Source organism: Acidobacteriota bacterium, assembly GCA_016196035.1.
Lineage (GTDB): Bacteria > Acidobacteriota > Blastocatellia > RBC074 > RBC074 > JACPYM01.
This window is the reverse complement of sequence record JACPYM010000131.1, coordinates 12,371-35,175: the sequence shown is the minus strand read 5'-3', so window position 1 is coordinate 35,175 and position 22,805 is coordinate 12,371. Positions and strand designations below refer to the sequence as shown.

The 22,805-nt window shown below is 59.4% G+C and carries 14 protein-coding genes; 1 reads left to right on the top strand and 13 read right to left on the bottom strand.

Annotated features, from left to right (window positions below; all coding sequences use genetic code 11):
* The first annotated feature begins 7 nt into the window (after positions 1-7).
* The gene (locus HY011_35780) at positions 8-913 is read left to right on the top strand and encodes a DUF1573 domain-containing protein (GenBank protein MBI3428314.1); all 906 of its coding nucleotides are present in this window, start codon (positions 8-10) and stop codon (positions 911-913) included.
* Between the two features lie 146 nt (positions 914-1,059).
* Here the strand turns inward: HY011_35780 and HY011_35775 are convergent, their stop codons facing one another.
* The 13 genes from HY011_35775 to HY011_35715 all read right to left on the bottom strand — a co-directional run bounded on the left by HY011_35775 (position 1,060) and on the right by HY011_35715 (position 22,583).
* Complete coding sequence (locus HY011_35775; protein MBI3428313.1) at positions 1,060-4,722, bottom strand: hypothetical protein; 3,663 nt, start codon at positions 4,720-4,722, stop codon at positions 1,060-1,062.
* A 150-nt stretch (positions 4,723-4,872) separates the two neighbouring features.
* Positions 4,873-5,949: a hypothetical protein gene (locus HY011_35770; protein ID MBI3428312.1), complete on the bottom strand. Its 1,077-nt coding sequence runs from the start codon at positions 5,947-5,949 to the stop codon at positions 4,873-4,875.
* A gap of 7 nt (positions 5,950-5,956) precedes the next feature.
* Positions 5,957-7,675, bottom strand: coding sequence for a hypothetical protein (locus HY011_35765; GenBank protein MBI3428311.1), 1,719 nt, complete (start codon positions 7,673-7,675; stop codon positions 5,957-5,959).
* Complete coding sequence (locus HY011_35760) at positions 7,672-9,003, bottom strand: SPASM domain-containing protein (protein ID MBI3428310.1); 1,332 nt, start codon at positions 9,001-9,003, stop codon at positions 7,672-7,674. The genes HY011_35765 and HY011_35760 overlap by 4 nt, the downstream gene beginning before the upstream one ends.
* Complete coding sequence (locus HY011_35755) at positions 9,003-10,664, bottom strand: hypothetical protein (protein MBI3428309.1); 1,662 nt, start codon at positions 10,662-10,664, stop codon at positions 9,003-9,005. The genes HY011_35760 and HY011_35755 overlap by 1 nt, the downstream gene beginning before the upstream one ends.
* 235 nt (positions 10,665-10,899) lie before the next feature.
* On the bottom strand, positions 10,900-12,156 hold the full coding sequence (locus HY011_35750) for a hypothetical protein (protein MBI3428308.1): 1,257 nt from the start codon (positions 12,154-12,156) through the stop codon (positions 10,900-10,902).
* Positions 12,157-12,285: 129 nt separating this feature from the next.
* Positions 12,286-13,677 (bottom strand): Dyp-type peroxidase, encoded by a 1,392-nt coding sequence (locus tag HY011_35745; GenBank protein ID MBI3428307.1) that lies wholly within the window; start codon positions 13,675-13,677, stop codon positions 12,286-12,288.
* A gap of 250 nt (positions 13,678-13,927) precedes the next feature.
* Complete coding sequence (locus tag HY011_35740) at positions 13,928-15,607, bottom strand: hypothetical protein (protein ID MBI3428306.1); 1,680 nt, start codon at positions 15,605-15,607, stop codon at positions 13,928-13,930.
* A gap of 80 nt (positions 15,608-15,687) precedes the next feature.
* Entirely contained in the window at positions 15,688-17,106 is a 1,419-nt protein-coding gene (locus tag HY011_35735; protein ID MBI3428305.1) for a phosphatase PAP2 family protein, read from the bottom strand.
* Positions 17,107-17,208: 102 nt separating this feature from the next.
* Positions 17,209-18,453, bottom strand: a complete 1,245-nt coding sequence (locus HY011_35730) for a hypothetical protein (protein ID MBI3428304.1) — start codon at positions 18,451-18,453, stop codon at positions 17,209-17,211.
* 43 nt (positions 18,454-18,496) lie between these two features.
* Entirely contained in the window at positions 18,497-20,518 is a 2,022-nt protein-coding gene (locus tag HY011_35725; GenBank protein ID MBI3428303.1) for a M36 family metallopeptidase, read from the bottom strand.
* Positions 20,519-20,564: 46 nt separating this feature from the next.
* Positions 20,565-22,031, bottom strand: a complete 1,467-nt coding sequence (locus tag HY011_35720; GenBank protein MBI3428302.1) for a DUF4831 family protein — start codon at positions 22,029-22,031, stop codon at positions 20,565-20,567.
* Positions 22,032-22,079: 48 nt separating this feature from the next.
* The gene (locus tag HY011_35715) at positions 22,080-22,583 is read right to left on the bottom strand and encodes a hypothetical protein (GenBank protein ID MBI3428301.1); all 504 of its coding nucleotides are present in this window, start codon (positions 22,581-22,583) and stop codon (positions 22,080-22,082) included.
* Positions 22,584-22,805 lie beyond the last annotated feature (222 nt).

The following is a 22,805-nucleotide window of genomic DNA, read 5'->3' as shown; positions in this document are numbered from 1 at the left end:
AGTCGTGATGAAAATCAACCACGTGAAAGTTTTGAGTTGCGCGTTGCTGTTGCTGACAGTGACGGCCTTCGGACAGGCGAAATCCACGGCTGAGCCGAAACTGGTCTTGGATAGCGCCGCGCATGATTTCGGCAAGGTGACGGAAGGCGCAGAGATCGTCCACACCTTCAAAATCAAAAACGAAGGCGCCGCCGAACTCGTCATCAAAAACGTCTCGCCCGCCTGTGGCTGCACGGCGAGCGACTTTACCAAACAGCTTGCGCCCGGCCAGGAGGGGCAAATCACACTGACGGTCAAAACCGTCGGGATGATGGGCAAGACGGAACGCTATGCCGATGTGATCTCCAACGATCCCGCCGCGCCGTTCCAGAAGCTCTGGCTCTATTTCGAGGTCGTGAAGGCCGCCAGCGCCGAGAAGGGGAACATCATGGAAAAGACCGTGCTTGATTTTTCAATGAAGAACATTGACGGCCAGGAAACGCCGCTGGCCGCATACAAAGGCAAAGTGCTGTTGCTGGTCAACGTCGCCAGCAAATGCGGCTACACGCCGCAATACGAAGGCTTGCAGGCGCTCTACGCCAAATACAAAGACCAAGGCTTGGTCGTGCTCGGCTTCCCGGCCAACAACTTCGGCGGGCAGGAACCGGGCAGCAACGAAGAGATCAAACAGTTCTGCACGCTGAAATACAACGTCAGCTTCCCGCTGTTCGCCAAGATTTCGGTCGAGGGCGATGACATCCATCCGCTCTACAAATTCCTGACGACCCAACCGCAATTCGGCGGCGACCTCAAATGGAACTTCGGCAAATTCCTGGTGGGCCGCGATGGCAAGGTGCTGGCGCGCTTTGAAAGCGCCGACAAACCCGAAGACGAAAAGATGACGCAGGCGGTTGAGCAGGCGTTGAAGCATTAAAGCATTGGGGGCGCGGCTGTCTGGGTCTTGCCGCTTGAACGGGGTTGCGAAAGCTGACACCGAAAACCATTCACCTGATCTCTGATGGTTGCTCTAATTCAGGTGTAGGGGGATTGGTTTTTGGTGTCAGCTTCGGCTTGTGCCAATCATTTGACGTTAATCCGTACCGCATTCGCAGTTTTTCCATCAACTAACAACATCACTTCCACTTCGCCACGACCGCTTAAGCCGCGCGGCAATTGCACATTGACCTGATCCACGCCAATGAGCGCGCCCTGTGCGCCCGCAAAACTCACCGGCGCTTCCAATCCGCCAACGCGCGCACTCACGGCCGCCAAGCCGCTGCGCAAGCGAAAGCCTGTGCCAAACGCGATCAAAAACACTTGCTCATTCGCGGGGCCAAGATCAATCGGTTGCGCGACGTACCGTTGCAACGCCGGATCGAAGCGCGCAATCGCCTCGTAGCTTTGTGTGCCATCGGCGCGAATGCGCAGGGCCAACGCGGCGGCAAGGCCCTGGCCGCTGGCATTGGCGGCGAAGAGTCCCGGCGCGACGGCGGCGATGGTCGTTGCGCCTTGCGAAACGCTGCCCGCCGAAGTGACGACAGTGATCGTCGCAGCGCCGGGCGCGGTTTCGGGCGGCATTTGATAATTGATCTGGTTGGGCGAAACGAAAAACAGCGGGGCCGCGCGTTCGACGCCCGCGCTGTCGCGCACGGTCACTGTCGTGCCCGCGAGTGTTGTCGGCAGCGGCGTCGCATTCGCGCTTTGCGTCGCGCTCGCCAGATTCGTGCCGAAGGCCGCGATGATGGCGGCGGGCGCGAGCGGCGTCGCGCTGTAACTGGCCGCCGATACATTGGCGACAGCCAGCGGCGCTGAGGTCGAGCGATAGGTGCGCACGAGTTTCGTTGTCTGTCCGGCGCGGTCGCGGATTTGTAACGTCGCCGTGAGTGGCCCGGTTGTCAGGTTGATAATCACAGGCAGATTGATCGTCACGGTGCCGCCGTCATTCAGCGTCAAACCTGCGGCGAGATTCGCGCCCGCCGCCAAGTTGCCGACAGTACGATCCAACGTGAGGGTAAGCGTGGTTGGATCAATCCCACTGTCGAGATCATACGCGCCGATGACGAAGCGCGTGAGCATGTTATTGGCGGGCGCGGTTGCCGGTGTCAGCGCCAGTGTCGGGCGCAAGTCATCTTCAAAGAAACCGGCAAAGGGGCGCGCAACGAATTGCGTCAGGTCAAGCGGCGCACCCAGATCAATCCAACGCGCAATCTTCATGCGCTCTTCCCACGTCAGCGTGAAGCCGGAGCCGGGCGGCGGCATCTGCGTGCCGGTGAAATCCAAATCGCATTCAAAGAAACGCCAGGGCGCGGGCACCGAGAACGGATCGCCCGACACCAATTCAGTCGGGCGGTCAGCGTTCGCGCGGCCATCCAAGCGCCTGCCGAAAATCTTCCACGCCAGCAAACTCTGCCGCGCTTGTCCGGCGCGGATGTAGCGTGTGACTTGCGGAAAGAACCAATAGCCTTCGGGCGCGAGCGAGCGCGTGGTCAAATTGGCCGCTGTGTAAGGCCGCGCCAGCCAGGCATACGTTGCCGGATAGCCATCGCTGGTCAGGCGGTTGTCCATGTCCAGATTCAAACCGGCTTCGGGCGTGCGTCCGCCTTGCGTGCTGTGGCACGTGGCGCATTTGGCTTGCAGGATCGGGCGAATGTCGCGCAAGTATTCGAGCGTCGTGGTTTTGCTGTTGAGCGTCGTCACGCCTGGCGCGTTGGAACCGTCAACGTTGAGCAACGGCGTCGTGGCGCTGAGATCGCGGACTTGGTAATTCGCCTGCGCGGCGGCGGTCGTGGCGAAAGCGAGCGGGGCTTTGCTATGCGCGTGGCAGCCGCCGCAATTGTTGCGCACTTCGCCGGGCCGCAACTGATGCCAGGTCTGCGCCATATTCAACACGAGGCCGTTGCGGTCGAGCGTCTGAAAGGTGAAGGGTACATCCGCCGGAATCTTGGCGAGGAAAGACGTGTCAACGTTGCCCTGCACATCCGTCACGCCCTCTTTGTGCACGGGGATTTCGCCGAGGATGCGCACACGTTCGCTGAGGTGCGAATTGAACGCGCGCGAATCGTTGGGATAGCTGCGGTCGGTGATCGGCTGCATTGCCAGAATGCGCACGGCGTAAATGTCATTGTCGCTGTACACGCCCGCGTCTGCGCCTTGCTGAAGCCAGTTGCGGTCGCCAAAGTTTTCGTGCCAGTAAAAGCGGTCGCCTTTGAAGGGGCGCGTGTCGCGCGAAATCAGCGAGGACGAGCCGACGAGGGCGAGCGGCGTGCCTTCGGGCAAGCGGGCGTCAAGCGCACCGTCGTTTTTGAGGTCGGGCAGAGTGGCGGGCGCGTCTACACCGTAGACTTGTTTGTAGGGCACGACGGCACGCGGCCATTGTTCGTTGTATTGCGGGCTGTTTTTGACCAGCAGCAAATCTTCAGGCCGTGGCAACACCTGATCGCCGCGCATGCGATAAATCCCGCCGTCGTAATAGGGCGTGTCCAAGCCTTGATTGACGTAAATGCCGTTGTGATTGGCCGCGCCGCGCGTGTAAACCAGCAGCAACTCATTGTTGGGCGCGGCGGACGGCAGGGTGAATTTGCCGACGCGGTTCGCATTCCCGTTCGGACAAGGCACGGGCGGATAGATCGGATCGCCGACGCGGCACGGGGCGGGGAAGTCTTCGGCATCGGTGAAGGGCGTCAGCCGCGTGTAGCCGACGCGCTTCAACGGAATCTCGTCTACCGCCGCGCTGTCGTTGGGGATCGGTTGAAAGAGCGCCGCGCTGTCGGGTGCGACGGGGAAGCGATACAACTCGCCAAAGCCGTTGGTGTTGAAATTGTAGTAACGGCAGACGGCGATGTCGCCGTTCGAGAGTTGCGTCATGAAATGATGCGCAAAGTGCGTATCGCCGAAGCCTGAGAACGGCTCAAAGCGCGAACCATCCGGCCAGATCGTCCACAGCGTAAACGCCCGCTCGTCGCGCGTGCCCATGTCTTCCCACGAAGTAAACGCAATGCGCCCGTCTTTCAACACAAACGGATGCAGGGCCGAAGCCAGATTCAAATGGCCGATGTTCTGCACGTTCCGGCCATCGCCATCCATCACATAAAGCTGCATCACGCGCTGGGCCGAGTTGAACATCTTGCTGGGCACAAAGTTGTCGCGCGTCGAGGTAAACACGATGCGCCCATCGGGCAACGGCGCGGGGCCGGTGTTGAAAACGCCAATCTGCGGACAATTCGTTTCTGCGCGTGTGCAATCAAAGTTTGCGCCGTTGCCGGTGTTGGGCGTGAATTCCTGAAAGGTCAGCCGCGTGACCTGGCGGCTGGCGATTTCGATGCGGTAAATATCCGCGCCCTCGCGTGACAGCCCGCGATCACGCCCCGCGCGTTGCGTATTCACGTTGCGCACATTTGGGTAGTACGCAAAGAGCACCGACCGGGCGTCATACGAAACAGATGGATCAACCACCGCGCCGTTCGCTCCGGCGGCGAAGAGGACTTCTTCGCTGCCATTCGGATGTAGCAGCAGCAAATCGGCATTCGGTTCGGGCAGCAGCGGTGTCGAGACTTCGGGCCAGATGGTGTTGGTGTTGTCGCCGAAACGCGGCGCGCGCACATAGACAATGTCGTAAGTGAGCGGTGGCAGGGCTTGGGCGGAAATGATCGTCGCGGTTGGTCTTTCGCTGTAGCTCAACCAGAGGCTCAGCGCGAACAGGGCAAGCATGAAGTGTTTGATGAAAATCAACGAAAGGCGCGGCATAGTTCACACGTTGAAGCGGACAATGGGTTGGAGGAAGAAGCGTTTGAATTGACGGAAATGTCAGCAAGCCGATGTAGCGTTGCTGTTGGCGGGGGGAAGTTTACTGCCAGCAAAAATGCGTGCGCAGGGTAGCGTCGGCAAGCCGGAAAATCAATTGGTGTGGATGAGGCGATTGTCCTTGAGCGCAATGCTGGGGTGCCGCGTAATGGTGGCCGCGTGGCTGCGAATGAAATCAGCGTAACTGCTCCACGCCGCGTGGTGGCGGTAATGGCAGTTCGAGATCACCTGTTCGAGCCCTTGGAGATGTAAAGCGCGCTGCTCAGCTTGGCGGCTGGCGAACAGGCCGTCGTTTTGGGGCATCTGTTTGGCTGCGGCATACAACGCCTCAGAGATTCCGCAAGAGAGACCTTGTGAAGACAGGGCATCGCGGGCCAGCGCGGCATCGCCCAGCCGCCAGGCGGGGCCGCCCGCCGTCCATTGCACCGAGGCCGGAGCGGCTTTGCCCTGACTCATTTGTTCAAGCGGGGGCAGTCCATCGAGAATCCAGGCCGCCCCGCAATGCCTGAGTTGAGGCTGGATTTCTTGGGCGTTCGCCGACAGCAATTTGCCGCGCCCGACGAGACCTATGCCCGCGTAGCCAGTGGTTCCCAGGCGATAGACATAGCCTGCTGGCAGCGCCGCCAGCATAAAGGCGCCATCAACTTGGCACTCCCTGGTTGAGACCCAAAAACTGCGGCTTCCCCAGGGCTGTGACGGTTGCGTGCGAGTACTGGCCGTGACCGCGTGGCGTCCGGTGGCGTCCAGCAAACGAACCCCGCGTTTGGCGGCTTGGCTGAGTTGCCGCACGAGTGGCGCTGAGACGCGGCATTGAATGAGGTCCAGCCGGGGCGCGGCGGCTGCGCGGCGCAGCAGGGCCAGTTCCAAGGCCGGTCTTGCGAGATGCGCCGTGGCTGGGCTGGGCTGCGTTGTCGGCACAGCCGTTTCCCAGGCGCTCACGCGCGCTTCATAGAGCCGCGTCACGCCGAGTTCCGCCGGATGAAGGCCGAATTCCAGCAAGAGCGTCAGCAAAGCCGCCGGGGTTGCTTCCACGCGCGGCGGGTCGGTCGCGGCAGGCAGCCGGTCGGCCAGCAGCGCTGTGCGCTGGGTGCGCGCGAGCGCCAACGCAGCCAATAACCCCGCCGGCCCGGCTCCTAACACGACAGCGTCGTAATCATCCGGATGAAACATAAGCGCCTCAAGGGTGATTAAGCGGGGCGAACCGCGGATCGGCCAGCGCGTCAAAGACCACCAGAAAGCCCGCTTGTGCGACCGCCTCCGCTGCGCCTTGCAAGCCGGTGGGGCCGAGCATCGCCGTGCGCGCCGCGTTGATCTGCGGCGCACCGGCGGGCAGCCCCAGCCGATAACCGTCGAAGAGCAATTGCAACAGCGTGCGGTAACGTTGCTGCAAGGTCTGGTGCGGCAGATTGGCGGCGGGGGGCGGCGCCAGATTGGGCGCGCGCAAGTAATCATTGGGAGTGTGCCTGCCGAGCCATTCCCGGATGAATTGGAAGGTCTCGAAGTGATCTTCGCCCTCGGCCATGATGGTTCGGATGGTTTGCTCTTGCTCGTCGCTTCCCAATTGTCCCAGTGTCGCCAGAATGCGTGCGTAAACGCCGTCCACGGAGCGTGACGGTTGCTCGATGGCGATGAACTCATCAATCACAGCGGGCAGCGCCGGGCGCATCTGCACTGGGAGAAATGCGCCGGGTTGTACCCCGGGCACACTCGTCGCCACGCGCAAAGCCGGCGTGAACGGCGCGGCGGCGGGCAGTGCGGCCAACACGTCGTTGACAGCGCGCAAGTGCCGCATCTCGCCGATGGCGATGCGCAACAGCTCGGCGCGCGCGGCCGTCACGTCATCGCGCAAAGCGGCGGGCAGTCCCGTCACTTTCAGCGAAAACACCGCCGTCAGGTATTCGTGCATGACGGCGAGTTCGACACCGGCGGCATAGCGCAGTTGCGTTTCCAGTTCCGCCTGTGTGGCAAAGGGCGGTGCCGGGCTGACAGCGCCCGGCTGGTAGGGGCCGAGCAACTCGCGCCCTTCCAGCACGAAGTTGAGCGTCTGCCAGAGCGTATTGATTTCGTAGTGTCGCAGCTCTGCCGGCGCAGCGGCGGTGGCGTGGGTCGGCGCGGGGGTCAAATTGCGGTTGACACGTTCCCAGGGCACATCGGCGTTGGCGTCCAGCACATTGGACGGCGGCGTGAGCGACGGCGGTTTGGCGATGTCTGGATGATTGGCGGCCCAGTAATAACAGCCACAATCGCGGAAATCGTGTGTCCAGGGGCTGCACAGCGACTGCGTCAATTCGCCGGGCGCGAACATCTGGGCGAGCGCGCCGTTGTCGTCCAGGTAACGCGCGCGGTTGCCGGTCAGCGTTTGCGTGGTGGCCGCGCCATCGCGCCGCACCGTAAGCGTGACGGGCGTGTCTTCGGCCAGCAGCCGGATGGCCGCCCAGGCATCGGGTGGCCGGCGGCCAGCGCCCATGCTGGGCGTGTTCAAATCTGCCAGGACGAAGGGCGGATTGCCGAGTTGGCCGACAAACGTGCCGCTCAATTGCTCGATTCTCCAAGCGGTTTGGCTCGCGCTGTTGGCGTCGTTGGCGATGAGTTGATAAAGCGCGCCTTGCGCCGCCGTCAATTGCCCCGCCGCGACAGCGCTTTGCACGCCCGCCAGTTCAACCGCGACGATGACGACGGTGTTGCCCACAATCTCCACTTCCAAAAATGGAAAGAAGCGGTGCTCCAGATTGCGCAGATCGCATTCCAGGCCGGGGAAGCAATTTCCCACGCCGGATTCCAGGCGCGTGGCGGCGGAATTGCCCGTTACCAGCCGGGCGGCGTCTGCGGGTTTTTGGCCGCGCCGCAGCGCGGCGACATTGCGGGGAATCAATTTGATGGGGTCTTGTTGGCTCATTGCTGTCCCTCCAAAGATGAAAAGAATTGCGGACGCTGCGCGCTCAACTCGCAATAAGCGCGCAAACAAAACTCCAGCCAGCCGCGCACGAAGTCGCAGGAGGCCGCCGTCCGCTGCGCGGCTTCCTGATGACAACCGCCGGAGCATAGATAGCGCGCCCAGCAAGTTTGACAGTCCGTCTGTGCGTGCACATGCCGCGCCGTCAAGAACGTCTGCCGCCGCGCCGCGTCCAGCCCTGTGTTGTCGCCCAGGCGATAAGCCGCCGCGCCGATGGCGCGATGACAGGCGTACCAGTCGCCATTGGCCGCGACCGAGAAATAACCGCCGCCCGCGCCGCAGGGATAAGGCGAACTCGCGCCGCGCGCCAGTTGTTTGAGCGCGACGGCGAAATTGGTCAGCCGGATGTTTTCGCCTTGCAGCGCGCGCGCGAACTCGGCTTGCGCCAGTTCGAGCAGCGCCGCCAGGTAAGGCGGCCAGTCCGCGTCGCCGAGCGCGCCCGCCTGCGGTGCGGCGTTGCGCAAAGGCGCGAAGCCTGCTTCGGGAAAGCCCGCCGCCAGAATCGCGGCGAAGCGTTCGCGCAAATTGAAATCGTGCCGGTTGACCGTGGCGCGCGCGGCGATGAGCGCCTGCCCCGGTTCGTCCAGCAAGGGCCGCAACGCCACGCACAGCCGCGCGAAGCTGCCCGCCTGCCCGCCCGCCAACGGACGTTGCGCATCGTGCAAGGCCGCGCCGCCGTCCACGCTGACGGTGACCGCGAAACGATGCGCGCGCAGCAACGCCACATCCGCGTCATTCAACAGCGTGCCGTTGGTCGTGACAGCGAAGCGCACGTCCAGCCCGCGCGCCGCCCCTGCGCTGGCGGCGTATGTCACCGCTTGATGAATCAAGGCGCGATTGACGAAGGGTTCGCCGCCGAGGAAGCCCACCGTCAGGGGCGCTTGCGCATCGGCGGTGGCGAACAACCGATCAATGGCGGCGCGCGCGATGTCCCACGACATGGGCGCCGGTTGCGCGCCGGCGAACGCGCCCTGCCCGGCATAACAATACGCACAGGCCAGGTTGCAACTCGCACTGACGTTGAGCGAGAGGCTTTGCGGCGTGGGGGCGACGACCGCGTCCAACGCGGCTTCGCGCTCCGTCGTTTGCGCGAGCGCCGCGACGAGTTGGAGCGCGTCGCCGGTCTGCGCGTCGAGGGCCGCCGCTAACTCTGGCGGCACATCGAAAAGGCGCGAATGCGGCACGATTAGCAGGTGTTCGCCCACGGCGGACGTGAAGCGTTTGAAGAGCGGCGCGGCGGGCGCGGCGGGCAATTGTGCGAGCGTCAGCATCACGGTTGCCCTCCCGCGCCGAGGTGCGCTAACACAGCGGCGCGGCGCGCGGCGGCGGCCTCCGAAAGCGGCACGGGTGCGGCAGCGGCCACCGCCGCCAGCGGCCCAGCCAACGGAATCGGCGTCAGTTTGACCGCTTCCACCCAGGCCATCAGCAAATCGTATTGCCAGGCGGCGAGCGTGAGCGGCGTAGCAGGGGTGGATTGCGCCATAAACGGCGGCATGCGCATGGTGGTGCGGCGCAAGCCCTCTCCGGCTTCGGCCTCGAAGGGCCGCCGCACGAGTTGTGCGAGGCGCTCCGGCTTTTGCAGCACCAGATCGCGCAAGGCCTCCAGGTCGGAAAGGAAGCGATGCCGCGCGCGCGCGTGTTCGGTCAGCGGCAGCGGCGCGTTGGCCGTGACGGCGGGCAGCGCGAAGTCGCGGTTGCGCAAAGCATCTCGTCCGCCCATGGCGCGGCGCGGCTGCGGCACGCCGTCCAGCGGAATCGGCGTCGCCGCTTGTTGGCCCGGCGTCAACTGAATCGCATTGGCCGCGCGCCAGTGATCGAGGTTGAACAGCGACACGGTTTCATAAATGCGCTCGAAGAGGTCTTCGACCCAGGCGTCGCGCTGGGCCGCGTCGAGGCCCGCGTTGCGCGCGGCGGCGGCACCCACGCAATCGTTCAATTCATCGGCCAGCGATAAAAACGGGCGGCGGTCGGGCGCGAAATCCGGCGGCGCGACGAAGACATTCGCGTGCGCCGCCAGCGTGCGTCCGCCGGGCAGCGCCAGCGTGAATTCCAACCGCGCTTCGCAGGTGTCGTCCACCACGCCCAACGAGACGTTCGTTCCCACATCGGCGCCGTCGTAAGTGTCGGAAGGCTGATCAATGGCTTGATCTTGCGCATTCGCGCCTACCCAGGACGCCCCCGGATTCAAAAAGGCGCGGTTGGCTTCGACCAGCGGGAACGCCGTCGCGGCGCCCGGCGGCACGTGCGGCGTCGCGGCGTCCGGCGGCCCGTAAAACCGTCCGCGCGCGGGCGTGAAGCGCACGCGGATGATTTCGACGTTAACTTCTGCGCTCCACGCGGTCATGCCGGGCGCGGGTTGCGGACGGCTGCGCATGACTTGCAGCGCGCCCAGCGGGATGTTGCGTCCGGCGGGAATCAGGCGATTGGCGGCGGGCACGCCCGGCGGCGAGACGGCCAGCAAGGGCGCGACGGCGTGATTGTCGCCGCGCACTTCGACCGGCGGAAAGGTGCCGAAGCGCATTGCGGGGTCGAACGTCCGCCGCGCGGCTTTCAGGTTTTGCGCGTCCACCCGCACCAGCAGGTCATTCGGCGCCGCGCCGTGTTGCGTGAGCAAAGCGGGCGTGACGGGCGTTTCGTGCCAGGTGTCGGGCGCGCTGCCCGGTTCGCCCAGCAGCGCCCACAACTCGAAAAACGGGCATACCGGACGAATCAGCGCACCGTCGCGGAAGTTCAACTGGCCGGGCATGACGGGTTCGACCGAACCGTCGGTTTGCACGACCAGTGTCCAATCGGGTTTGACCGTCGTTTCGCCGGGGCTGCGCGGCGTGGGCGTTTGCACCCAGCGGTAGGCCTCCTGCGGCGTCGTGCCGTCGCCCAGCCGCGCGATGGCGATGGGCGGATTGAGAAAGATTGTCTGCAAAATTTCAGCCATGGCGTTGCTCCTTTTACATAATCCCAATCAGAACTTACGCAAAGATTTGCCACCGGGGCACAGAGACACGGAGAAAGACGGAGAACTATGCCAGCACTGTGAAAAAGCTCTGTGACTCCGTGCCTCTGTGGCTAACTTGTTCGTGTCTTGCGTAAGTTCTGCCAATACTGTGCTCACAAAATCCGAGGGCTCAGACTTTTCAACAATTGGCCTTGGTTGGTTCCGGCTCGTCCGGTTAGGCAGCGGCGATTGACCGTACCGAGATTCCATAGGGGCCCGTACTTGACGGACTAAAATGGCGAACCCGGACAAAATACTGGCCGACCGTCAGATTCTGAACCAGCAATGACAAGGTCCCAGGCCCACTGTCGTCATCTTCTGCGATCAGACGTGCCTGGCTATTCGGACCGAAAAGACTCACGAAGGTATCCGTATTTCCGAAAGTCTCAATCGCATACCGCCCTGCGGTCGTCACTCTAAACGCATAAAGGTCACGCTCGCCCCCGACGCTTATTTCCCCTTGGATCGCCGGCCCGTTGATGACGAGTTCCTGCGGCGGTTTTTCGGCTGGCCCCTCCGCACCATGCACCGCATTGGAGTACATGAATTGGACAGGTGTGGGGCGCGGGCCGGGCAGCGTGAGCACCTCTTTGAAAACTTTGTCCAAGGAGTTGGCCGAGATAGGCTGGTCGCCGATTTCCTGACCACGACCGGAGTTGAAGCCGATGAAGCGCCGGTCGCCCTGGCGGATGGCATCACCAACGTCCGGATCCGTCTGGGACTCGATCAACTCGTGGTACAACGTGCATACGACGTTCTTCCACGGAGTGTTGAAGAACGGGATGCCATTGCGGCGGCCCGCGCGGATCGCGGAGTAGGCGTTGGCCGAGTAATAGAGTGTTTGCGTCTGGCCATTACGGAAGAAATGTACCGAGCCGTGATAACCGCCCAGCCCGGACAGTGAACTGGAGCCGTTCAACCTTAGCACTGTGTCCGGCGGGAGCACTAAGTTGAAGCAGGTACGATCGTGGTCGCTGCCCAGAATGAGATTACGGTCGAACAATTCGATAAGCTTGTTCTGGACATCCGGCTCATCCATCTCGTTTGGCCTGGATTCCTCCAGTATGACCGATGGCGCGATGTCATAGGACAGCGTTTTGCCAGGGAAGTATTGCTGGATGATACTTTTGAGTTGTTCGTCACGCATCAGACGCGTAATGGCATCGTCAATGGACTCCACATCACCTGGCGCAAAGTCGCTAGAGTGCCCCAGGTAGACGTTTTGGAAGCCCATCTGCGGTAAAGTCTTCCCACCGCGAAAGAGCAGATCGTCCTGTGGTGAAGCGGTGACGCCAGGCGCCAGTGCCTCTCGCTCAAGGCGTTCGTCACTGTGCCGCGCCGCAGCCCGATAGTGACGGTACTCCGCTTCAGACCCCGGCATTACTTGGATGCGCATCGGGTACGGACCATATTTATCGTCATATTCAGACATTTGTTTTTCCTCCTCGGGAAAGGGTAGGACAGGTTCTCAACCCGTTTGTCTTACTGACACCGCGTATGCCGGACAGGTTGAGAACCTGATGCTTGCGGGGCCCGGTTTTCAGCCTGGCCCCGCCTTCACTTACAAAGTTCGCAGCGTGCTAATGACCGGCGCGAAGAAATACTCGCCGCCTTTCATTTTGACAAAGCCTGCGAAATTGCTGGGCGTCTTGGCGGTGGCCGGATCGCCCCAATGCAGCGGCGTCTGCTGGGTACCCGGCGGGTTTACGCCTTGGCCGATCACAGGGTCAATGCCGGGCGGCGGCACCGGGCCGATGGGGAAGCCGGGATTGTTCGCCCAGGTCTGCTGTGTGAACTCGAACTGATTCTCCAGGTTCTTTTGATACGACATGAAGAGCAAGCCGACTTTCTCTTCCGGGCGGTCGCCCAGGCCTTCTTCGCGCTCGCCGTAGGTGATCCCGCGCCGCGCCATAATATGGCCGCGTTCGGCGGGTTGCGGTTCGCCGCCGCCGGTACCACGCGGATTGGTTTTGCGAATATGCGCATGGAAGGGGCACTTCACTCCCGCCAGATCGTCGTTGTAGTTGAAATTGTTGGGCACATCGCCCCCGATGCCAGCTTCTTTACGGAGCACCACCGGCGTGCCGTCTTCAAAGCGGCCCACCATCATTGCGCCGGCCAGTTCCCGGTCATCGCCCGTCAGACCCAGCGCCGTGGACAAGTCCTCCTCCTTGCGTTTGAACGCGAACACGTTCTGCTCCAGTTTGCGGAACACAAAGAAGCTGCCGAGGAGAACCCCGGCGTTGGTCACCAGCACTTGCTCGGCAGGAAACGCCGGGTCCCACATGGAGGTACCGTCAGTCAGGGCTTTTTCGCGGTCAACATCTTCCGTCAGCAGCAGGGGCTGGCTGCGTCCGTCCACATAGCCGAAGTGCTCAACCCCATCGCCGCGGCTGTTGCGTTGTTGATCCCCGCGCTCTTCGCCCAAGACTTTTACGCCCACTGCTTCCAGCGAAGCTACGACACTATCGCGGTCAGCGTTGAGACGCTCCGTGTTGTCATCCGCCAGCAGCAGCAGGGCGTGGATCTCACTGTTAAAATGGGCATCCCAGGTGGCCGGAGCGGGGTCTTTGAGAATTCCCGTGCGCGCCTTCATGCCCGCCTGGAAAGCGGAACCGGCAAGTGTTGGCGGCGCCTTGGCGGCCACCCCTAATTTCTGATACCCGGCGAACGTCAGCAGGAAGCAACGCACCGTGCCGCCATCCTTCTTCGATGTCTTAAAGTCCTCAGCTTCGAGCAACTGCTGCTTGGCCGTCTTGAGCTGGCCGCTCAGTTGGTGAATGGCCGCCTTGATGGGGACTTGTTTGGCTGGGTCGAACTGCAGGAACAAGTTGATGGTATGGTCACGCCCGTGGCCTTTGAGAATATTCGCCTGAAGGTCGTCAAACAGCGCGACGACATTCGGGTCTGTACTTTTCCAGGTTAAAGGGGTGGTTAGGATAGGAAGAGGCATGTGACATTCTCCTTTTGGATGATTTGGGAGTTTCGCTTCGGCGCTTGTCGTCCCTTGCGTTAACTCCGCTGGTTGTTTGCCCGCTAATCAGGCGGCCCTGTGCCCAAGGCGAGGTCGCCGAACCCCAAACGAGGGGTTCCAATCAGTTACTCAACTTTCTTTTTTTCTGGCTTCATTTTTCATGTGTACTTTTCATGTGCGCTCTTTTTTGAGATGGCGATTCGTTTGAAAGTCGCGCCGTTGAACGGCCTCACGATTGTTTGCCGTCGGTAATCCATTGCTGGAATTTGGCGACTCGTTCAGGGGGCCAACGCCCGGCGCTGTCGCACGGCATGCTGCCGTCAGTCACGCGCGCGAGAATCTCAGCGGCCTGGGCGGACACCTGCTGGTGGTCATGCAGGTCGAGGCCGCGCGCGAGCATGGCGGTGTGATCCCTGGCACGAAACAAGTCTTTGATGTCAGCGGCAAAACTGAGTGGCGCTGGCGCTGGGTTGCCGCCGCCGGTTCCACCGCCGCCTCCCGCGAAGGGATCATGGCCGGCGGCGAGCGCTTGCAAATCCGCCAACTCTTGCTGCGCGTCCGCATCCAGCAAGCCCGACAGCACAGCGCCAGTTTCGCCGTCGTTCACCATGCGTTGCGCCAGCGCCTGCGCGGCTTTGGCAACGTCCAATTGCATGCGCCAGCGGTCGGTCTCGCGTTGCGGCAGATTCAGCGTGTAGGGCAATTCAAACGGCGGCCCGGCGTGGTACTTGCCCGGCGGGTCGTCTTTGGGCATTTGCACGAGCTGGCGGGCGATGGGGCCAAGCCGCGATACCATCTCGTTAAACGTCCAGTCCCGCAGTTTCTCGCGTTGGGTGCCGAGAGCGGGCGCTTGCGACTGATCGAGCCGCAAATAATGCGACAAGTGCGCAAGCAACAGCCGGTAACGCAAGTTGAATAGATGCGCCCAGTTTTTGGCGCGCGCGTCGGTGATGCGACCCTTGCGCTCGTGGGCCTCGGCCAAGGCTTCCAGCACGGGCGCGCCGCTGCCCCTGACTTCGCGCGCCGTCGTCGTATTCGGATTTTCCGCCACTGGCCAGGTTAATTGCCGTCCGCCACCCGACAATTCTTTGAAGACGCGGAAGCTGTCGAGAAACCGCTCGAAATGCGATTTGGGCTGATTTTCGTGCCCTTCGCCCTGGCGCGCGATGTCAGCGATGGCCGCCAGCGCAGCTTGCCGCGCTTGTGCCACGTCCGCGCCGCCAAACGTGCGCACGATGAGCGGGTCGCTGCCCCAATCGTCGCCGCCTTGTAACCCCAGGGTATCAAGGCGGAAATCGGCGTCGGTCAAGTGATCTTTGAACAAGGCTTGCAGGCTGGCAAAGATGGGCCCGACATGGCGCACGGGCGTGTCCTCATTGGAGCGTAACGCGCGGCGCTCGATGTCCGCGCGCTCGTCGGCGCTAATGTCCGCAGGCCATTCGAGCGGGCTTTCGGCTAAGACGTATTTCGCCAGCGAGTCCAGCGTGAGCGCTTCGAGCTTAAAGCGGAACGGATAAATCTCACTGGCGTAGGGTGCTTGCTCACGATTGAAATTGAGCGGCCCGCCCAGCAGGTGCAAGAGGTTTTGCACCGTCAGCAGATGCGCCATCTCTTCCTGGGCGATGCCGATCACGGTACCCTGCAAGTCGCTTAGCTTGGCTCGCTGCTCGGCGGTCAGGCTAGGGTTGTCCACCCACAGCGAGTAAGCGGTGAAGAGGTATTGCACCATTAAGGCGTGTTCGATTTCTGCCGCCGCCGTTAGCAAAAAAACGGCGTCGTCGCGCGGTTCCAACGGCGGATCGTGGCGCGGCAGAAAGGCCTCGCTGGGCGCGGCGGCATGCAACGCCTCGGCTAATGTGGGCGCGGTTACGGGAATTGCGGCAGGCGTACTGAAAAAGCGTCTTTGCATGGGAAGTCCTGGGAAACTAGAAAATGTTTGTCTGACGCAGACCAACCGCCGCGTGGCGTGACGGCTGGTCTGTGAGCAGCTTACGCGCGCGGCCCGACCGGGGATTTCTTCAACCCCTTGGCCCTGCCGCCATTGAAGATGTCTTCAGCGATGGTCAGGCCGAGCAGCACACCGCCGATATTTTTGGTGAGATCGGGTTTGCCGCCTTTGACGGCAAAGGCGTCGAAGACCCAGTGCACGCCCAAATCCACGCGGCTGCGCCCGTTCTCTTCGATCATCTGCCACAGGCCGTCCGGGAAGCTGCGGACATGGCGCGGGCGCACGGTGCCGTGATTGTCCTTGTTGACGCCATTCAGCTCTTCCGAAACAAAAGTGAGGCCGTCAAACAGCTTGTCGGCTTTGCGGTCTTTTACCCCGTAAAAGAGCCGCGTGACGTGCAACGCCGCCGCGCCGAAGGTCGCGTGGCCCGACGGATAAGCCGGGAAATTCGGCGTAAAGTTTTTGCCTTTCGAGTTGGTCGCGGGCGCGCCTAGCGGCAACCAGCCCGGATCGCCTTCTTTTGCGATCTCGTGGGCGCCGGTCGTGGCCGCCGGACCAAACGAAGTGTCGTGTTCGCGAATGCCGACGACCGGACGCCACAACTCATGGATGTATTTCTGATCCCACGCCAGAATGCCCGCGTCGGCCATCGCCGTGTTGACCAGCGCGAAGAGCCGTGCGTTCTCAGCCGGCGTGTTGTTCTTGCTGAGCGCCAGCACCCGCACGATCTGGTTGTACAGCCGTGGCGGTGTGCCCAGTTCAGCCGCGCCGTCGTAGCCCCAGAACAAACCGATGACCGTTTCTTCCGGCGTGCGCGCGTCAATGCCCGCCGGTAGTGTGCCCATCAACTCCGGCGCGATGCCTTTGCCGCGCACGTCGCGCAGCGCCTGACGATAGTCGTTGTCGTCAAAGGGCGGCGGCTTGAGTTCGTGGCGTTTGGTGATGGCGAAGCCCCGCGATTTGGCTCCATAAAACGGCGCGTGAATGCCTTGATCCGAATTGTCGGGATCGGGCCGGTGCTTGCCGCGACCTTCCGAGACGACATACCCGCTGGCTTCCACGCCCGGATCGAGTTTGCGTTCGTCGAGCATGGCTTTGCCGACCGTGACGCCAAACGCGTGGCCTACGTCAAGCACATTGCCCGCCTGCGCCAGCCGCAAATCGAAGAAGGCTTTCTGGCTCGGAAACAAAACGGACAAGGTCGTATGCGCCGCGCCCGCCACCGCTGCCTCAAGCGCAGCCCCGGGCGGCGGCGCAGGTAGCCCCGTCAGATAAGCCGGCAAGTTGGCCGGATCATTGGCGACGGCGGCAAAGGCGTCGTACATCGCCAGATGCACAACCGCCAGCGCGCGCGCGCTCAGAGGTGGCCCGGTCTGCTCTTTCGCGCCATTGGTATGGCTGACGCGATTGGCTTCGAGGGCGACGTCGTTCCAGAAAAGAATGGGATCGAGAGTTGGCATAGTGGTCTCCTTTATTTCTAAGTAACGTGATGCAAGTTGGAGCGTTATACCCCTAGGCTCGGGGAAGGTTAATACGATCAACTGGCGTTGTAGTAGACTTGCTTACCTTCTTTCATTCGGGCTGACATTGGAAACTCCTTTGCCAGTTAGATAGCCGGCCTGACTCAGGCCGGTCAGAATTACGATGGATTGCGGGACAACCGGCAACGAATCCATGTCTGCACGCAAATCAGTAAGAAAAAGGTAGCTGTAGATGAGAATGGCGATCACTGTCCAACCGAACATCTGAAATTTCATCAGATCTAAGTTACTCGGATTTTTGTCATTCCGAAAAAGGTCGGCAAATTCATAAGAGGATCTCTGCTCACCTAATCTCAAATCCTTATCTAGCGGATACCAAAGTTTTCCGTTGGAGGTCTCAAGTAACAGACATTCCAAGCCATCAAGCTTGGCTGCATTTACATCAAGGACGATATTTGTGCTGTTCCAACAAAGGGACGGCACAACTTCTTCGCCATTTCCCGCCCGTCCTAATTTGGCCGTGCCCGAGGCGCCAAAATCTATTCCGGTGAGCAAGAGAACATTTTCATTCGATGTGGGCTTGGCATCGGAGCATTTTGATTTCACCTCCGTTGCCATGATGGATTTGACTTCGGTAACACGCGCCGTCTTATCTTCACCATTAAGGGCCGAAATCAAGCTAGAAAAAACGCCGGAGCCAATGGCAATACCAGCCAACATTAACAAGGCAGCAGGTATTTCCACCCAGTTATAACTTTTGGCTTTCAAGTTAGCTTCTCTGGCAGCCTGCTCAGCTTGCTTGGCGGCTGTGATTGCGCCAGTTTCAGCCTGGTTTTTTTTCTCTGACTCTTTCTTCTTAAGCTTCAATGCCTCTTCTGCCTTGTCGGCGGCAGTTTTCGCCTTTGTCTTTTCCTCGTCTTTCGCCGTTTCAATTATTTTTTGGGCGTCTTTGTTCGCTTCGTCTGCGTCAGCCATTTCAGATCGGGCATTCTTTGCTGCTGTTAGTGCCTTCTCTGCTTCTTTCTTCAACTCCTCGGCTTTTTGCGTCGCTTTGTCGGCATCGGCAACAGCTTGCTTTTGCTCAGCCTCGCCGCCTGAAGCAATTGGGTTATGACTAATCATGGCTGCCGCGAATGAGCCGAAGATTACTAACGTCCAGGCCAAAGCTTGCAGCTTAGCCAAACTCAGCCGATTGTCGCTGCCAGCAATAAATGCGAAGGCTCTGACCCCGAGGCCTTTTTGTTTAGTGGCAAAAGCAGCAACCGCCCAGAGCAAAAGTGGCACAAGAAAAAAAGCTGCTTTCCCAAGTATTACCGGCGCGCCCATAATGCTAATTCCTCCGTTATTGAAGTTGGTTGGTTTTCTCCCGTTAATCAAAGTGCGGTGGTAAAGCGCGATCCTCGACAATGTTGACTAATGACGCCCCAACGCAACTGGCGTTTTGCCCCATCCCGAATTTTACAAAAGCATTCCGCACGGCTTGCTGAGCTTGGGCGAACATTGCTACTGATAGCGTTTGCTCGCGGGACTTAAGGGCTTTCAGAATAGTGTCGCGGGCGTCCAAAAAGCTCGGGCTAGCTGGTAATAATTTCAATCCGTCAATAACGAGTTGCCAGCCGAATAAATGACCGTGCCGTTTGTTACCAAAAACTTGGCCTAGGTCGCGGTTCATTTTCATCAGCGCCGCGCACCAGATTTCACCTAGCGGATGTGGTGTCGGGTTACCACGTTCGTCAACTCCCAGATAATTGCCGGGTTTACCGATCTGGCCGAAGGTGCCGGGATAATTATCGTCATACTTTGCCAGGCGCTTGCCGCCTGATTTGTCAAATACCCAATCGCCAATGACGGTTTTTTCCTGATTGAGAAAGAAGTTCTGTGCAGTCAACGCAAAATAATCGCTCCAACCTTCACCCAGGCCAGCGCTTTGTCCTTGTTCCAAAGGATGATCGTCGCCGTGGCTACCAACGAGCCGTTTGGTGACGCCGTGTGTGTATTCATGAAAGACGATGTCTGAATCCAAAGCCGTGTGGCGATTACTGGCTGACACCAGGCCCAGCGTCATGAAGGTTCTTGTGCCATCTGCCCCGGTTTCCAAAACGGCTGTCATGTCGATTTCTCCTAACTCTACCGCCACGCGCAGCTCATCGCCCCGACGTCCTTGTCCTGTGAAATTGAGACGCTGAAAGTTACCTGCCTCCTCATCAAATCCAAGTAAGCAGAAGAAGTCGTGCATGAAGTTGCAAAAATAAAAAGCATTGAGCACCGCTTGCTCTGGGCTCTCTTCATGACTCGGATTAAACGTAAGGAAGCCGTTCTCAACGCTTCCTCGAATTGTCGCGCCTGTCTGGGCAAAAGATGACAGCACGTTGTTGCCTGAGGTTTCTGCCGTATCATCAATCCACGGGAACGGGAAACCAGCAGGCAAGCCAGTGGGTAAAGGAGTAATCGGGTAATCCGAAAGTGGCCGTGGGAAATCAATCAGTTGGCGTTGTCCAGTTGCCTCCGGGTGCTGGAGCCAGACATTGCCTTTCACAGGTGCGGCCATTTCACAAGTAGTCTTGTGGCAATAAAGCAACTCAGGGTTATCTGGGTTTGGCGTGCGTGAATCAGCCGCGATGATTAACCGGTATTGCTCACCCATGCGTGGCATGCTAATGAGGAATTGCCACCCCAACCGGATGGCGGCGCCTTGATAAAAGAAAACAAGTTGCGCGGGAATTGCCTCTCGAAATGGGCCGGGTTCGAGCACCATAGCCTGTGTGGCAGTTGTTATTCTGCCAAGTATCTGGGGCTCGTAATCACCCAGCGCGAACGCGGGCTGGGCACTCTCGCGGCTCGTCCAGGAATCGGTATATACGTCTGGTTGTGCTAGATACTTTGCAGCCGCGCTGGCCGCAGTTTCTACAGTAACGCTGGGTGCCGTCTCATGTCCGGGTGACAAGTCACCCACGTTGTTGCCCACTGAGTATTGAAGAATTCCAGCCTCATCGAACACGAGAACGCGCTCCATCTCAAAGAGCGGAATGCCACGGTAATACTGCTTTATATTGATGGCACGCCAACCCATAGCAGTCTTTTTGACGCGTGCATCAGGTACGAATTCGAAGGACTCCCCGGGCGCGAATCCAAGCGCTGGCAACAGTAACTGTAATTGCTCAAGCGCCAGATTGATTAACTCAAGGTCTGTTATCCTTAAACTTGCCCGATCGCCAGTTCTGCTGCTAGTGCTGACGGCGTGTAAGGCCGCAGCCGCGCCGGTATATGGATTGGTACGCTCAACCCAAAAGCCACGCCTTGCTGGCAAGCTGTTTTCTAAGCGCGCCCGTAATGCTTCCCCACCTCCTTGACGGACATAACTGTAATCTCTGGAATCGAGGTACTTTGGCATAGTCAATCAGTCCACGAGCCGGTTTGGCTCGCTAGCAAGCTTATGCTTATTGCGGGCAATATGCGGGCAAATTCACGGGCAAGCTTAGACCAACTTGCGCATTTTTGATTTTTTGACACTCTTCGAGTAATTCGCGCATGCGTTTGACTTGATTGAAATCACTGGCAGCCGCGGCTTGCGCGGCTTGCGCGCGCGCGTCCAACACCGTTCCGGCGGCACTCCCAAGGTCTTTTACCGTTGCGCTTGTGAGTAAGCCTTCTGACCCCAGCTTGAAGTTTTTCAGCGCACCGGTGGCATAGAGTTCTATGTCATACGAAGTCTTACGTCCGCCAGTGGATGATGGCAATGAAAACGTAGGGCCGAATTGGGCAATTACTAATTTGTTACGTAGAATTGGCTTCGTACCCTTTAAGATGTTGGCGGTAGAGAATGCTGGAACTCGGTAGTAAAAGCCGCGTTCGCCATCTGGATTTTCAGCGTTCTTGCTAATTTGAGTAGCCAATTGCTGGTCATCACGTTGTAGCTTGAGCGCCACCATTTCGCCTTTGCAGGGACATGCTTGCACACCTTGAAATTTCTTGGGCACTCCCGCATCCAAGAAACTTACCTTCGAGTCGTTTGGCTGAGCAGCGCATGGGCTTTGCAAATCTGGCGAGAGACAAACCCCTTTCTCAGAAGTAAACTCAAATAATTGAAAAGGCTTGTCCCAGTCATTCTTGTCAGGAGTAACGGCAAAGTGCGCGTTCCAAACCTCTTTCGTCGCGGTTCCGAAAAACAATTCTTTATAGAGTTTGATTTGGCCGTCAATCTCTTTGAGCATCTGTTGCAATGAGTCGCCTACTGGAATACCCGGACTGGTTGCTCCGGTGACGACTCGCGTGCGGGCAGCCAGCCAAATGAGATACTGGTCATAAGCTTTCAGCGCGTCCTGTAGTTCCTGATCATCCTTTTGTAACTTAAGTTGCTCGCTACACTTGGTCTCAAAATCTGATTTCTGCGAGCCTTCAAACCCGGTTATACCAGCCTTGACTGCCAAGGTGGCTGCGGTTTGAACTGTTTGTGTGACCATATCAACCAAACGATTGGTTGTGTCCATACTGGCTTTCGTTAATACACTGTTTTCCGTCCAGTCAAAGGACATCTTCTTGTCCTCAAAATAATGGCCTTTGATTTTGACAAGAAATATTTCATTTGGATCTGGTTCGCTAGACGGGGTGAGAACCGGAGTGCCGAGGTCAAAAGCAATCTCTGATTTATCGATTATTCCTTCCAACTCATCCGTGCGAAAAAGACATTTGGCAAATTTATTGTACTTTCCTTCTTTCTTAGTGGTTTTATTCACCGGCACTTCGACGTTTATGACCGTGCGCGGCAAGGCATAAAAAACGCCTTCACTTTTCACCTTTGCTCCATCCTTTTGGGGCACACGAACCACGACGTTTTTCGCCACGCAAGCTGCACCACAAAGCGCGAGTACGAGGATGCTGCTGATCAAAAAAGTTTGCTTGTTCAAGTTCTGACTCCTTCGAGATAAAAGCGACTCCGGCCGCGTCTTGTGTGATTACGAGTTCAATAAGTTCAAGGCCAGCGCCACCCGCTGCCGCAACGCTTCATTCTGAGCCGGAGCCGCCGCTTCACTCGCAGTTGCGGCAAGTGAAACGGCGGCCCCGGTCGTGGCGGAGGACGTTAGGGAAACGCGGACGTTCTTTACTTTTTCTTCCAAGGCTTCGCGCGTTTGTTGCGCTTGTTCTTTGGCGTGTTGGGCGGCCTCGGCGATTTGGGTTTGGCGCCCGATTTCCGCTTTTAACGATTGCTCGTTTTGTTGCGCGGGCAGGCGTCCGAAGTAATAGCCGATGATGACGTAGAGGATCGGTTCCAAACGGGCGACCATGCGTTCATCAGTTAGCGGCTTGACCCAGCCCAACAACGCCGCACCGTAAAGCAGCACAAAAATGGCGGTCAGCGCGATCATGACCCAGTTTCTGAGCGTATTCGACAACTCCGCGCTGGCCGGTTGCCCTGGCGGAAGACTGGGTGTACTGGTGGCTGATGGATGGTTTTTCATGGTGTTTCCTGTTTTTACAAACGCGCCCAGCCAAATTGATTGCCAAGCGCGGAGAGGCGTTATATAAAAGCCGCGCCTTGATTGAAGCCTTGGTTTGGTGCAAGCGGTGGAGGCGCAAATGCTGCATGTTTGTGACCGTCCCCCATTACGTAACGCCCCGCTTGGCTGCAAAACCTTTCATCCTTTCTGAATAAATCTTTGCTTCCGGCTCGGCATTGGTGT

Excerpts from the sequence above, each read along its gene's own strand:
- HY011_35725 (MBI3428303.1), bottom strand. The coding sequence starts at position 20,518 with ATGCCAAAGTACCTCGATTCCAGAGATTACAGTTATGTCCGTCAAGGA.
- HY011_35740 (MBI3428306.1), bottom strand. The coding sequence starts at position 15,607 with ATGCAAAGACGCTTTTTCAGTACGCCTGCCGCAATTCCCGTAACCGCG.
- HY011_35775 (MBI3428313.1), bottom strand. The coding sequence starts at position 4,722 with ATGCCGCGCCTTTCGTTGATTTTCATCAAACACTTCATGCTTGCCCTG.
- HY011_35745 (MBI3428307.1), bottom strand. The coding sequence starts at position 13,677 with ATGCCTCTTCCTATCCTAACCACCCCTTTAACCTGGAAAAGTACAGAC.
- HY011_35780 (MBI3428314.1), top strand. The coding sequence starts at position 8 with ATGAAAATCAACCACGTGAAAGTTTTGAGTTGCGCGTTGCTGTTGCTG.
- HY011_35750 (MBI3428308.1), bottom strand. The coding sequence starts at position 12,156 with ATGTCTGAATATGACGATAAATATGGTCCGTACCCGATGCGCATCCAA.
- HY011_35770 (MBI3428312.1), bottom strand. The coding sequence starts at position 5,949 with ATGTTTCATCCGGATGATTACGACGCTGTCGTGTTAGGAGCCGGGCCG.
- HY011_35715 (MBI3428301.1), bottom strand. The coding sequence starts at position 22,583 with ATGAAAAACCATCCATCAGCCACCAGTACACCCAGTCTTCCGCCAGGG.
- HY011_35735 (MBI3428305.1), bottom strand. The coding sequence starts at position 17,106 with ATGCCAACTCTCGATCCCATTCTTTTCTGGAACGACGTCGCCCTCGAA.
- HY011_35755 (MBI3428309.1), bottom strand. The coding sequence starts at position 10,664 with ATGGCTGAAATTTTGCAGACAATCTTTCTCAATCCGCCCATCGCCATC.
- HY011_35765 (MBI3428311.1), bottom strand. The coding sequence starts at position 7,675 with ATGAGCCAACAAGACCCCATCAAATTGATTCCCCGCAATGTCGCCGCG.
- HY011_35760 (MBI3428310.1), bottom strand. The coding sequence starts at position 9,003 with ATGCTGACGCTCGCACAATTGCCCGCCGCGCCCGCCGCGCCGCTCTTC.
- HY011_35730 (MBI3428304.1), bottom strand. The coding sequence starts at position 18,453 with ATGGGCGCGCCGGTAATACTTGGGAAAGCAGCTTTTTTTCTTGTGCCA.